At 59.5% G+C, this 13,037-nt stretch carries 15 protein-coding genes; 4 read left to right on the forward strand and 11 right to left on the reverse strand.

Annotated features, from left to right (window positions below):
* Positions 1-9: 9 nt before the first annotated feature.
* The 9 genes from GOV53_RS18415 to GOV53_RS18455 all read right to left on the reverse strand — a co-directional run bounded on the left by GOV53_RS18415 (position 10) and on the right by GOV53_RS18455 (position 8,304).
* On the reverse strand, positions 10-783 hold the full coding sequence (locus tag GOV53_RS18415) for a type 1 glutamine amidotransferase (protein ID WP_170469172.1): 774 nt from the start codon (positions 781-783) through the stop codon (positions 10-12).
* An 81-nt stretch (positions 784-864) separates the two neighbouring features.
* Complete coding sequence (locus tag GOV53_RS18420) at positions 865-1,671, reverse strand: alpha/beta hydrolase family esterase (protein ID WP_170469175.1); 807 nt, start codon at positions 1,669-1,671, stop codon at positions 865-867.
* 231 nt (positions 1,672-1,902) lie between these two features.
* The gene (locus GOV53_RS18425; protein ID WP_170469178.1) at positions 1,903-2,436 is read right to left on the reverse strand and encodes a hypothetical protein; all 534 of its coding nucleotides are present in this window, start codon (positions 2,434-2,436) and stop codon (positions 1,903-1,905) included.
* Between the two features lie 11 nt (positions 2,437-2,447).
* A complete protein-coding gene (pheS, locus tag GOV53_RS18430) occupies positions 2,448-3,521 on the reverse strand; it encodes a phenylalanine--tRNA ligase subunit alpha (RefSeq protein WP_170426939.1) in 1,074 nt (357 codons plus the stop codon).
* A gap of 64 nt (positions 3,522-3,585) precedes the next feature.
* The gene (locus GOV53_RS18435; protein ID WP_170469181.1) at positions 3,586-4,653 is read right to left on the reverse strand and encodes a Hint domain-containing protein; all 1,068 of its coding nucleotides are present in this window, start codon (positions 4,651-4,653) and stop codon (positions 3,586-3,588) included.
* 119 nt (positions 4,654-4,772) lie between these two features.
* Positions 4,773-6,143: a glutamate--cysteine ligase gene (locus GOV53_RS18440; RefSeq protein WP_170469184.1), complete on the reverse strand. Its 1,371-nt coding sequence runs from the start codon at positions 6,141-6,143 to the stop codon at positions 4,773-4,775.
* A 66-nt stretch (positions 6,144-6,209) separates the two neighbouring features.
* Positions 6,210-6,737, reverse strand: a complete 528-nt coding sequence (locus tag GOV53_RS18445) for a hypothetical protein (RefSeq protein ID WP_170469188.1) — start codon at positions 6,735-6,737, stop codon at positions 6,210-6,212.
* Positions 6,734-7,582: a GNAT family N-acetyltransferase gene (locus GOV53_RS18450; RefSeq protein ID WP_367648801.1), complete on the reverse strand. Its 849-nt coding sequence runs from the start codon at positions 7,580-7,582 to the stop codon at positions 6,734-6,736. The genes GOV53_RS18445 and GOV53_RS18450 overlap by 4 nt, the downstream gene beginning before the upstream one ends.
* Positions 7,579-8,304 (reverse strand): 16S rRNA (uracil(1498)-N(3))-methyltransferase, encoded by a 726-nt coding sequence (locus tag GOV53_RS18455; RefSeq protein ID WP_170469191.1) that lies wholly within the window; start codon positions 8,302-8,304, stop codon positions 7,579-7,581. The genes GOV53_RS18450 and GOV53_RS18455 overlap by 4 nt, the downstream gene beginning before the upstream one ends.
* Positions 8,305-8,316: 12 nt before the next feature.
* Between GOV53_RS18455 and ubiA the strand changes: the two genes are divergently transcribed.
* The 4 genes from ubiA (at position 8,317) to GOV53_RS18475 (ending at position 12,293) form a co-directional block, all read left to right on the forward strand.
* Positions 8,317-9,279, forward strand: coding sequence for a 4-hydroxybenzoate octaprenyltransferase (gene ubiA / locus GOV53_RS18460; RefSeq protein WP_170469194.1), 963 nt, complete (start codon positions 8,317-8,319; stop codon positions 9,277-9,279).
* 65 nt (positions 9,280-9,344) lie between these two features.
* Positions 9,345-11,267, forward strand: coding sequence for an OmpA family protein (locus GOV53_RS18465; protein WP_170469197.1), 1,923 nt, complete (start codon positions 9,345-9,347; stop codon positions 11,265-11,267).
* A gap of 1 nt (position 11,268) precedes the next feature.
* Positions 11,269-11,589, forward strand: coding sequence for a hypothetical protein (locus GOV53_RS18470; RefSeq protein WP_170426932.1), 321 nt, complete (start codon positions 11,269-11,271; stop codon positions 11,587-11,589).
* A gap of 173 nt (positions 11,590-11,762) precedes the next feature.
* Positions 11,763-12,293, forward strand: coding sequence for a hypothetical protein (locus GOV53_RS18475; RefSeq protein ID WP_170469199.1), 531 nt, complete (start codon positions 11,763-11,765; stop codon positions 12,291-12,293).
* A gap of 50 nt (positions 12,294-12,343) precedes the next feature.
* Here GOV53_RS18475 and GOV53_RS18480 read toward each other — a convergent pair whose 3' ends face one another.
* Positions 12,344-12,787, reverse strand: a complete 444-nt coding sequence (locus tag GOV53_RS18480; RefSeq protein WP_170469202.1) for a molybdenum cofactor biosynthesis protein MoaE — start codon at positions 12,785-12,787, stop codon at positions 12,344-12,346.
* A gap of 3 nt (positions 12,788-12,790) precedes the next feature.
* Complete coding sequence (moaD, locus tag GOV53_RS18485; RefSeq protein ID WP_170426929.1) at positions 12,791-13,036, reverse strand: molybdopterin converting factor subunit 1; 246 nt, start codon at positions 13,034-13,036, stop codon at positions 12,791-12,793.
* Position 13,037 lies beyond the last annotated feature (1 nt).

Here is a 13,037-nt window from a genome sequence, read left to right on the forward strand (position 1 = left end):
AAGGGCCGCTTAGTGGCCAGAGACGAATTGCAGCCAATTGGCCAGCTCACGGCTGCGCTGGGGCAACACCAAGGCGTCCGGGTGGGTTCCCAGACGCGCCGCAGCCGAGATATCCGTTTCGGCCTGCTCAAGATCATCAGCCAAATTGGCGTGGTCGGAAAAGATGCCCCGTGCACGAACATAGATTCCGATATCCCGTGGACTCAATTCAGGATGATACTGCGTGCCCCAAAAACGCAGATCGCCCTGCTCATAAACTGCTGCCTGAACCGGGGAATGGGCGTTGCCTGCCAACAGAATTGCTCCGTCAGGCAGCTTCTGAACCTCATCCCGGTGGATGCACGGAACGCCAAAGCCGGCACTGCGCCCCTCCATCATGGAATGCTGGCCACCTTCTTGGGTCAGCACGTTATTCTGCGCCATGCCGACTTCCATGCCAACCGGAGACGCACCAACAGAACCGCCCAGCATCAACATCGCAAGTTGCAGCCCGTTGCACGACCCCCATATCGGTCGACCGGCGGTCAGCACGACTTCGGCCGCGGCGCGCTGGGGGACCGCCTCGGGCGCGTCCACAGACCAGCTGACACCCGATCCGGTCAGCACTACGGCGTCCACGCCCTGCAATTCATCGGGGTGCAATGCTGCGGCATAAGGATTGGCCAGACGAATACGGACCTCCGGAGCCAAGCCCGAGAAAGTCCGGATGAACCCGTTCGCTCCTGCATGGCCCTTGGCAACCATGTCCGGTGTATTGCCTTCAACGATCAGAATTGTGGTCATGACATCCCCGTTTCCACATGGATAAACGGGTGGAACGCGCTCCAGCAAACCTGTTCGCGACAAGGCCGGGTCGTTTCCAGTTCAGGGATATGTCGGTTCGCGCCCCAACAGCTCATCCAACTGCCGCCCGACCCAGCCATGAGGGATAAAGTGCCCGCCCGGATGGGTATCCAGCGCAACCCGTCCCTGCGCGCAGTCGGTCCATTCCACGCGGTTGAGCGTCAGGATCGGAACCACGCTCCAATCGCCGCGCGGCGTGGCCGTGTCACAGCCGAATTTCTGACGCCACAGCGCCACCGGATAGGTCGTATCCCCGCCCGGCCCTAAGGGGAAATCCATCACCGTATCGCTGGTGCCGTGCACATGGCGCACCTCTGCCGGGGCCTGAGGGCAATCCTCGGTCTGCCGGATGCTGCCTGCGATGCCCAGCAAAGCCGCCGTGTCATTGCCCGACTGGCAGACATAGCGCCACGCCATCGCGCCGCCGTAGGAATAGCCCGAGACATAGATACGGTCCGCGTCAATCGGGTAACGCTTGGCCACATCCTCCAGCACCCGGTCCGCAAAAGGCACATCGCCGGTGTTCGAGGTCCAGAAATCCCAGCTTTTGCCCAGCCCATTAGGGGCCACCAGCAGCACGCCGCGCAGTTTCGTGGCCCCCGCAATGCGTTCGTGATTGACCACCACGGTCCCCTGCCGCGCCCAGCCGTGGAAATGCATCAACACCGGCAGAGGCGTCTCGCCGTCCCATCCGTCCGGCTCCAGCACATGGTACGAGCGGTCCCCGACTTGACAGGCCGTATCGCCATGACAGTCATCGCGCCAAGGCCCCATGGCATAGGCAACAGAAGCGGACATGAAAAAGAGGACAAGCAGTCGATAGATCATGCGACCGACCCTAACCGCCTTGCGGCCCATGTCACGTCACAACCCCGTGGGGCAATGCAACAAGCCGCGCTATCGCCAGACCGCGGGATGGCGATCCTCGGGCTGTAGTCGGTGATTTATTCTGGCCAAATCCGTGTGACGTACGAGCGTTGCGCTAGTGGAGGCAAATCGCCAGCCCGCCCGGGCGGTCTGGCGATAGCGCGGCGGCCTATCGGCCTTTGTTCCGCGTTGCTAAGAACCGGATGTTTCTCCGAATTTTTCTTTGATAGCCCCTACGAGCCTTGGGACTCGCTTTTTCTTCCGCCAATCAAAATCCACCGCTGTTTGTACAATATCTTCCTTCAACAATGTTGAAAGATACCCACTTGCAGAACCTATTTTGAACGAAGCCTCTTCAAGCTTCTTAAGTGTAGCGCCTGCTTTTTCAGGTTCTTTCTTATGTTGATAACAGAAATCTTCGTACAACTGAGGCAATGGTTTGATTTGCCTTTTACAATGACCAGAAATTTCACGCAGCGCGTTTGACACTCCCATGGAAGTCAACAGTTCAACCTCGTAGGATAGTCCTTCAAATTCCGCGAGTGACCGCGTTGCAGATTTGTAGTCCTGCAATGTCACCGCTTGTCCCACTTCGGAGAACTTGGCAATCAATTTTCGAAATAGCTCTCTTTTTTCTTTTTTTATCTGGTATTTATGCTCGAGACTTCGCTGCCACGGAAAAACCACTACGGCTACAAGTAAAGCCACCAAAGCGGCAGAGGTCACCCATTGCCCATTCAACGCGACAAACCACCATGCAGGTTCGGCATATCCAGCGCTGCAAACCCATAGTGACGCAGCCAGCGCAGGTCGGAATCAAAGAAGGCCCGCAAATCCGGAATACCGTATTTCAGCATCGCCAAACGGTCGATACCGATGCCGAAGGCAAAGCCCTGATAGACCTCGGGGTCGATCCCACCGGCAGCAATCACCTTGGGGTGCACCATGCCGGACCCCAGAATCTCCATCCAATCGTCGCCCTCGCCGATCTTCAGCTGACCGTTGTCCCAGGAACAGCGGATATCGACCTCGGCCGACGGTTCGGTGAAGGGGAAATGCGAGGCGCGGAAGCGCAGTTCGACGTCGTCAACCTCGAAGAACGCCTTCACGAACTCTTCCAGAACCCATTTAAGGTTCGCCATCGAGATGTCCTTGTCGATGGCCAGCCCCTCGACCTGATGGAACATCGGCGTGTGGGTCTGGTCATAGTCGGCGCGATACACGCCGCCCGGGCAGATCACGCGGATCGGCGCGCCCTGCAGCTCCATCGAGCGGATTTGCACCGGCGAGGTATGGGTTCGCAACACATGCGGCGGGCGGTTATCGCCCTCGGCGCGGTGCATGTAGAACGTGTCCATCTCGGCCCGCGCAGGGTGGTGGCCGGGGATGTTCAGCGCGTCGAAATTGTGCCAATCGGTTTCGATCCGCGGCCCTTCGGCCACCGAGAACCCCAGTTCGGCAAAGATCGCGGTCAGCTCCTCGGTCGCTTGGCTGACGGGGTGGATCGAACCCTGACGACGCGCGCGGGTCGGCAGGGTCACATCCAGCCATTCGGTGCGCAGACGCTCATCCAGCGCGGCATCGGCCAGGGCTGCCTTCTTCGCTGCCAGCGCCGAGTTGATCTCGTCCTTCAGGGCGTTCAGCGCAGGGCCTGCGACCTGGCGTTCCTCGGGCGTCATCTTGCCCAGCTCGCGCATCTTCAACGCGACCTCGCCCTTTTTGCCGACGGCCGCGACACGGATCGCTTCGAGCGCGTTTTCGTCGCCTGCATCGGCGATCTGACCCAGATATTTTGCCTTAAGATCGTCCATGACGGTTTCCTGAATGCTGTTGAGGCTCTGCTATCACAGCAGTCCGCGAAAGCAAGAGGGGCGATCAGATCGCCTGCACCATTGCCGCTTGCGGGCCGCACTGTACCGGGCGGCTGGTCGGACCATAGCTTTGCGGGTAGTTGCGCAGTTCGGGGAACAGCGAGAACAGTTCATCCGCAGCCGCGTGGTCCAGGCTCGACAGTGCCTGATCACCGGGAAAGAAACTCTCCGAGATCAGGCCCGAGGTCGAGACCAACTGATGACGGTCAAAGAATAGGTGCACGTAGTGGACAATGTCGCACGGGGCGGACGTGATAGTCGCGTCATTGATCAGCGATTTGGCCGCGACGAGAATCTCAGCCTCACCAAACAGCAATTCCGCCTGCCAGCCGCTTACCAACAGACGATGCTGAGGCGAGACAAAAATGTCCCGTTCCGCCCCAAACGCTCCGGCGTGGATACGCACCGGTGCGAAACGACCGCGCCCGGCAACGGTGCGCCCACCAACCCAGCGGATCGGACAGGGCCCGTCATCTTGCGTCAGCACAAGATCGCCCGGCTTCAGGCTTTCAACCCGGCGCGAGCCGTCCGCTGTATCCACCAGCGTACCAGCCGTAAAGCAAGGTGGGCCGGTATCGCCGGGGGACAATGTTCCATAGACCAGCGTATCGGGATTGGGCTGATTGAACTGCAGAGTCGTCGTCGTTTGGTTCGGCCCGACTAAAACCGGCAGGTTCACAGATGTTTCGCCCGCGGCCAGCCCGTTTTGCGCAACGATGTTGGTGGTCCCGCCACCGATATCGTAGAAATCGATGACCTCTCCCGTAGAGGTGTCGGTCAGCGCGTAGGCCTCATAGTTAGTTGAACCGCCCCCATTGGGGTCTGTCAGCAGGATCGGAAAGAAATCCGCTGAGATCACAAAGACCTGTTCGTTATTGTCGGGGTCGGTCGAAACCTGAACCAAAGGATGGTTCAGCGGAATTTCGATCCCGACCTGACCGTTGGCCTGATAGAAAGAAACCGTGAAATTCGCCGGATCCTCATCAGACCTGAGCGCAACTTCGAGGAACTCCGAGACACCCGTCTGCGCAGCATAGGCATTGGAATAGTGCAGTTCACTGATACGGGCCATGATGTCATCAAGCTCAGGAGTTTCCTGCCAAGGATACCCGATACACCCCGCTTGCTGGCAAGGTCACATCGAATGAATTGGCAAATGCTCTCCTAAAGGCAACACAGCGCCGAGACAGTTCAGTAACTGAATTCGGGGTAAATCCGCGTCAGATCGCCGTTCCAGTCACCGTTGTAGTGGTCCAGCAACTCATCCGCCGGAACCTTGCCGGTTTCGATACTGTCTTTGAGAGCATTCAGGAAATGCGTTTCATCCGGCACCATTCCACCTGCACCAGGGCGCGCTCGCGCTTTCAGCCCCGCCTCTGCGATCGCAACGACTTCACCCGCCAGATCGTGCATGTTGATGTTACCAACTTTAGCCTGCAGACCGTCCTTGGCGGCCTCGACCCGCAGCGCTTCGCGCGTCTCGGCGTCCCAGTCTTTGACCAGATCCCATGCCGCATCCAGCGCGCCCTGATCATAGGTCAGGCCGACCCAGAACGCGGGCAAAGCACACAGCCGCCGCCACGGGCCACCATCGGCCCCGCGCATCTCCATGAACTTCTTGATCCGCGCTTCGGGGAAGGCGGTGGTCAAGTGATCGGCCCAGTCGGACAGCGTTGGCGTTTCGCCCGGAAGGGCGGGCAGCTCGCCTTCCAGAAAATCTCGGAAGGATTGACCCAACGCGTCGATATACTTGCCATCGCGATAGACGAAATACATCGGCACATCCAAAGCGTACTCGACCCAGCGTTCAAACCCGAACCCATCCTCAAACACAAAAGGCAACATACCGGTGCGGGCATCATCCAGATGCCGCCAGATATAGCTGCGCCAACTTTTCTGACCGTTGGGCTTGCCTTCGAAGAACGGAGAATTGGCGAACAGTGCGGTTGCCACAGGCTGCAAGGCCAGTGCGACGCGCAGTTTCTGCACCATGTCGGCCTCGGACCCAAAGTCGATATTCACTTGAACCGTACAGGTCCGGCGCATCATCGACCGGCCCATCGTGCCGACCTTTTCCATGTAGTCGTTCATCAGCCGATACCGCCCTTTGGGCATCAGCGGCATTTCCTCATGCGTCCAGATCGGAGCAGCGCCAAGGCCGATGAACCCAACACCAATCTTGTCGGCGATGTCTTTCACGTCGCGCAGATGCGCGTTCACCTCGTCGCAGGTTTCGTGAATGGTCTCGAGCGGCGCGCCGGACAGTTCCAACTGCCCACCGGGCTCCAACGAGACATTGGCGCCGTCTTTTTCCAGACCGATCAACTTGCCGGCCTCTTCCACCGGCGCCCAGCCATGCAGATCGCGCAACCCCTGCAGTACGGCCAGAATCGAGCGCTCACCCTCAAAGGGCAGCGGCTTCAGCGTGTCTTTGCAATAGCCGAACTTTTCATGCTCGGTTCCGATGCGCCAATCCTGCTTGGGCTTGCAGCCCGATTCCAGATATTCGGCCAGTTGCTCGTGGCGCTCGATAGGACCGCCGCCTGACTGAGGGATGGACATAAGACCCGTGCTCCGATCCTGATGTGTCTGTCGTTGGGTCAGTCCTGAGCGCAAACCGCGCCGGTGTCAATGCAACCGAAGATGCGCAGGCCGCGAAGGCGTCCGCTCCCAGATTACGACCGGATGCGCCCCGCCACCGTTCAGTTCAGACAGCATTTGTTCGGTTTTCAGCCCCGGCAGGGCCGAGAACACATCAAACAGAGCCTCGGCACCTTCCGCATTCACAGGAATGTGAAGCGTTGGTTGTCCCGGTTGATCCAGAACCCAATGTGCCGGAGACGATGTCGGGTCCAGAGCTAGACGCTCAATTTCTCGGGTCGCGACAATGCCCCCTGTCAGTGGGCCGAGATAAGTGATCTGACCTTCGTCGATTGTCACCAGACCGGGGCCGCCTGCACCGGTGCGGAACCGGGCACGCTGTACGCCAATGACTGCCAGGGCGGCAGACGCTGCGATCAGCACCCATCCCAGCCAACCCAGCAACCCACCGGGTCCGCTGATCCAGCTGAAACCAACCAAAAGAACAGCGCCCGCGATCAACACTTCGCGCCAGCGCCACAGGGCCAGTTTGGCTTCGGGTCGGATAAAGCTCATGCCGTGTCCTCGGGGTTCTTGAACAGAATCAGTGAGTAATGGCCCGCAGGCTGAAACCCAATTCCAATATAGGCACGCGCAGCAGCATCGCTAGCGGCGAACAGGATCGCGCGTGTGGCGCCTTTGCTTTGCGCCTCGCGAAGGTGCAGCGCCACGGCCAGTCGCGCATAGCCGCGACCCCGCAGGTCCGGCGGCGTGTAAACGCCCCCGATCTGAACCACCTCGGGCAAGCGGGCATTGAACCCGGTCATCGCAACCGGTTGGCCATTCATCAAAAGTACCCGGTGCGAGTTGCGTTCAATATAGGCCGCGATATCCTTCTTGGCCTGCCCTTTCGCACGGTCGGCATCGAAATCCATCGCCTCGACCAGATAGCTCTGCCGCCAACCTTCAGTAATGGTGCGGTCTTGATCACAAAGCGGTAAAAGATCAGCCCCGGTCGTATTCGGTACGACCATCTGTTGCAGATCCAATGTAAATCCGGGCTCATCACTGTTCAGCGTGGCGGGTCTGTCCTGCCACCCGGCAAGGCGCATGATGCGGCACGCCTGAGACGCTTCCGCCGCCATACCGAACAGTTTTCGGCCCCGGATCAGCCGAATCGCCGCTCTGAGTTCTTCGTCTGAACATTCGGGGCACTGCGGCAGGACCATGCCTTCGTTGGTGATCCCAAAAACAGCACGCGGACCGTCGCCAAGTGTCCACAGGTTAACAGCGCGCGGATCTGGTCCCCGCAAGCCAAAATCCCTCAGATTGGCCAAAGGGAACATCGAGGTCTGGATATGGTCGAACAGAAACCTATCGATCTTGGGAACGTCCACCTCCCGCGCTTCTTGCCAGTTCACGCCCAATCCCCCAGCGCCTGCTGCCACATGGTCAGCGCCGCAACGGCTGCTGTGTCCGCGCGCAGGATGCGAGGGCCAAGGCTGACCACATGGGCATAGGGCAACGCCGACAAGCGCGCGCGTTCACGATCTGAGAATCCGCCCTCGGGTCCGATCAGAATGGCCCAAGATTGGCCCTTTTCGTTAGCCGCCAAACACAGGGCCGAGCCAACCTCAGCCTCGTCGCAGAACATCAATTGGCGACCTTCCGGCCAGCCGTCCAGCACCCGGTCGAGCCGCTGAAGATCGGCAACTTCGGGCACATAGGTGCCCCCACACTGCTCGGCCGCCTCAACGGCGTGGGCCTGCAGGCGGTCCTGCCGAATACGCTCGGAGTTGGTGAATTCGGTCTGCACAGGCATGATCCGCGCCGCGCCCATTTCTGCCGCTTTTTCAACGATAAAGTCAGTCCGCGCCTTCTTGATCGGCGCGAACAGGAACCACAGATCGGGCGGCAATTGCAACGGTTTGGTCTGTGCAACGCACGTCAGAACACCACCGCGTTTGCCCGCCTCGGCCACCTCGGCCAGCCACTCTCCGTCCTGCCCGTTGAACAGGGCGACCTGCCCGCCAACGGCCAGACGCATGACGCCAAACAGGTAGTGGGCCTGATCGCGCGTCAAAGGAACCGATTGCCCCTGCCCCAGAGGGTGCTCTACATACAGTCTGATCTTTGCACTCATGAGACCTTACATATGCAAGGCAATGCGCCAACACCAGACGGACAAGTCGCCGATGCAGTCAGCGGCAACTGGGTCGACACCTATGCGCCTGCGTTCACCCGCCCCTATCTGCGGCTCAGCCGTGCGGACCGGCCCATTGGGACATGGCTGCTGCTGATTCCGTGCTGGTGGGGCTTGGCTCTGGCCATCCTCAGCGACGGCAATCCAAGGTGGGAGGATCTGTGGATTGCCATCGGTTGCGCGATTGGTGCTTTCCTGATGCGCGGTGCGGGCTGCACATGGAATGACATCACCGACCGAGAGTTCGACGGTCAGGTCGAACGCACAAGGTCGCGCCCGATCCCCTCGGGGCAGGTCAGCGTAAAGCAGGCGGTGATCTGGATGGGGCTGCAATGCCTGCTGGGCCTGATGATTCTTCTGACCTTCAATCAAGCGGCGATTGCGATGGGTGTTTTGTCGCTGCTGCCGGTAACAATTTATCCTTTCGCCAAACGGTTCACCTGGTGGCCGCAGGCGTTTCTGGGTCTGGCCTTTAACTGGGGTATCCTGTTGGCCTGGGCGGCGCATACCGGGACGGTCGGAATACCGGCGATTATCCTGTATCTGGCGGGCATCGCGTGGACGTTGTTCTATGACACGATCTATGCACACCAAGACGCTGAAGATGATGAACTGATCGGGGTTAAATCTACCGCGCGGCTATTTGGCACGGATACCGCAAGGTGGTTGAAGTATTTCCTGGTGGCGACAGTTGCGTTGATGGGAATGGCCATCATCGACGCGGCGACACCGCAGGCATCGGTCATGGCTTTGGTGGTCGCTCTTGCCGGGCCTTGGGCGATGGGGTGGCATATGGCATGGCAGTTGCGCGGATTGGACACCGAGGACAACGCCAAACTGCTGCAATTGTTCCGTGCAAATCGCGATACCGGCCTTATTCCGCTGATCTTCCTCTGCGTCGCCTTGTTGCTCTGATTGCACCTCGGCCAAGGCCTCTGTAAGAGTCCTGCACACTCACTCGAGGAGTCGATTGCCCGCACATGCGCCTGCCTTATTTCTTAGTCGTTACACTAGTCTTTCTCGTGTCTGCCGGGCTGTGTCTGCTGGCGGCCAGCTTTTCGGTGACAAAGGTCGAGGAAGCCTCGGAATTTGCGGTGCGACGCGCGCTGGACCTGAAGGGCCACGACTGGGCCGAGGTCCAATCGGACGGGTTGCGGGTGGTTCTCACCGGCACCGCCAAGGACGAAGCCACACGGTTCAACGCCCTGACCGCAGCGGGAACCGAAGTCGATACCTCGCGCGTCATCGACGAAATGGAGGTCGCGCCCACGACGCAGTTGGCAGCTCCACGTTTTTCGGCGGAAATCCTGCGTAACGACAGCGGGATTTCGGTCATCGGCTTGATACCGGTCAGCGAAGATCGTGACGCGCTGACCGACAGGTTGCGCGATCTGGATGGCGGGCCGGTTTCAGACCTGATGGAAACTGCGGACTACCCCAAGCCCAAAGGCTGGGAAGATGCGATTGACTATGCGGTCGAGGCCCTGGCCCGTTTGCCACGTGCGAAAATCTCGGCCAGCCCCGGCCTTGTGAAGATCACCGCAATCGCCGACAGCCAGCAAGAAAAAGAACGGCTGGAACAAGAACTAACCCGTGCTGCACCGCCCAGCCTGCGCATTGGCCTGTCGATCTCGGCCCCGCGCCCCGTCATCACGCCCTTCACCGTGCGCTATCTGATCGACGAAAACGGCGGCCGGTTCGACGCCTGTTCGGCACAGGACGAAAAAGCCCGCGACCGGATCATCGCGGCAGCAGAGGACGCGGGACTATCCGGTCCTTACTCCTGCACCATCGGTCTGGGCGAACCCTCACCTCGCTGGCCTGACGCCGCTGTGCTAAGTATTCGTGCGCTGTCGGAAATCGGCCAGGGCTCGGTCACGCTGTCAGATGCCGATATTACTCTGGTTGCGGTTGAAGGCACGCAGACCGCGCTGTTCGATCGGGTCATTGGCGAGTTGGAAAACGCCCTGCCCGAGGTTTTTGTCCTTCACGCCGTTCTGCCCGAACCGGAGACCGAGGACCAATCTGGCCCGCCCGAATTCTCGGCCACACGGAGCCCTGAAGGCCTTGTGCAAATGCGCGGACGACTGGGGGACGAGACTTTGCGCGACATGGTCGACAGCTATGCCCGCGCTGCTTTTGGCTATGAACAGGTCCACACCGCAACCCGCATCGCCCCGGACCTGCCCGCGGACTGGCCCATTCGCGTCCTCAGCGGATTGGAGGCCCTGTCGCAACTGCACAACGGCGCGCTGACGGTGACACCGGATGATGTGGTGCTCAGCGGTGTCAGTCATGACCCGAAAACCCGGGCCTACGTTGCAGGGCTTTTGTCGGAAAAGCTGGGCGACGCACAGGATTTCACCCTTTCAATCACCTATCAGGAACCGCCAGAGCCCGAAGACAAACTGCCTGATCCAGAAGTATGCGAGGAGCGGATCGTCGAGGTTCAGGCAGGCTCGAAGATCGCGTTTGAGCCGGGCTCGGCCACGGTTGCAGCGGACTCGCGCGATACGGTCAATCAAATCGCTGAAATCTTGCGGGAATGCGGACCGATCCGGCTGGAGATTCAGGGCCACACGGATAGCCAGGGCCGTGAAGAGATGAACCAGCAGCTTAGCCAGGCGCGCGCGCAGTCCATCCTGAACGAATTGCGCGCGCGACGGGTACCAACCGCCAGCTATACCGCCATGGGCTACGGGGAAACGCAACCCATCGCCGACAACGACACCGAAGAGGGTCGCGAGGAAAACCGACGCATCGTATTCAGTTTGATCCGACCGGAAGCCATCACAGAAATCGAGACAACGCTTGAGGCGGTCGAAACGGAATCAGAGACGTCACAAGACGCGCCGGCCGAGGGCGAAGCCACGGACGAAGACGCGGACGCAGGGGACCAGTAAGTTGAACAGAATCGAATTCATCATCGCCACCGCCGTCATCCTGTTCGCAGCCTTCTGCCTGGGATGGTTCGCCAACTGGCTGGCGCATCGCCTGTCTCGAGTTCGTCAAAGCGATGTGGCCGACCTTGACCGCATGAGCCAGGAACTGCACGAGGCGGAAGAAACCCGCGATCAGGCGATCACCTATCTGCAGCAGCGTGAGGCCGAGCTGACCAACCAGCTGACCCAGACCGAGGCAGAACTGGCCGCCGCCATGGATGGGTTGCGCGCGGCCCGGCAAGAGGCCGAAGAGTTGCGCGGGCGCATCAACAACGCCGACTGACGCTGACCGCCCAGTTTCAAGGATACAAAATCTCTGACACACGTTTGCTGTCGGCACGAATTGGCCGATCGCATACACATGCCTTCATTTACCTCAATAAATTCAATATTCTGAATTGGTGCATTTTTGCCTGCACACATCACTGTCCACTATCAAGAGACTTGGAGTGTACTATGAATTTCAAACTATCAATACTGACCGCCGCAACACTTAGCGCTTTCACTGCATCTGCCGCACTGGCGTCGAGTGACGTGATCCCCTCAGAGAACGACACATTCACCAACTGGGGTGAAGAGTCCGGATGGACCATTTTTGTGGATGACACACGTGGCTCCTGCCTGATCGAGCGTGTTGACGCAAATGGAAACGTTGTTCAAATGGGCCTGACCAAAGATCAGGAAATGGGCTATCTCGGCGTATTCACCCAGAATGACATCGGCCTGAAGGGAAAGAAGGAAAAGATTTTCCTGTCGCTTGACGGCAATGTCTATGAAGCCGAAGCGCACAAGAAGACCAAGCATCTGGCCGAAGGGTATACCGGTGGCTACATCCTTGCGAACAACGCGCAGTTTGTGGACGACGTCATGAACAAATACGAAATGACTGTGTTCCCGGAAAAAGAGTTCGCGTTCACCGTAAGCCTCGATGGCACTAAGAAAGCCATCGAAGCGGCACGGCAGTGCAACACAGAACAAAACGCCTAATCGACATTGGGAAAACCCGGCACCTGTTGACCCGGTGCCGGGTACCGCGCCTACCAGCGGGTCAGCGCGTCTTCGTCTTCGTCCTTGGCATCCACCCATTCCGCGCCGGATGAAGTAATCTCTTTCTTCCAGAACGGGGCGCGGGATTTCAGGTAATCCATCAGGTATTCGGCCGCCTCAAATGCGTCCTTGCGGTGTCGCGCAGCCGTCGCAACCATCATGATCCGATCGCCGGGAGCCAGCCGCCCGTGGCGGTGGATCACCAGGACATCTCCCAGAGACCAGCGCTCCTGCGCCTCTTGTGCGATCTTAGTTAGCGCCCTCTCAGTCATTCCGGGGTAATGCTCGATTTCCATCACATCCAGATCGCCGGATGCCAGATCGCGCACGACGCCCGTAAAGGTCACGATGGCACCGTTCGCATCGTCTCCGGCGGCAAAGGCATTGGCCTCAGCCCCCAGATCGAACGGTTGTTCCTGAACCACGATGCGCATGCGTCAGCCGCCGGTCATTGGCGGGAAAAAGGCCACTTCGCGCACACCAGCCAGTGGCGCGTCGAAATCGGAAAGCTCCTGATCCAGTGCCACGCGCAAGGCCGACAGGTCTTCAAAGGCGGCTGCATAGCGGTCTTCGCGCGCGCTCAGCTCAGCGACAAGGTCGGATACGGTTGCGGCCTCGGTCTCGATCCGCTCTTTCGGCAGACCGATGCGTTCACGCACCCAGGCGAAATACAGCACATCCATC

It is taken from the genome of Ruegeria arenilitoris, assembly GCF_013035315.1.
In the GTDB taxonomy this organism is placed as follows: Bacteria; Pseudomonadota; Alphaproteobacteria; order Rhodobacterales; family Rhodobacteraceae; genus Ruegeria; species Ruegeria arenilitoris_D.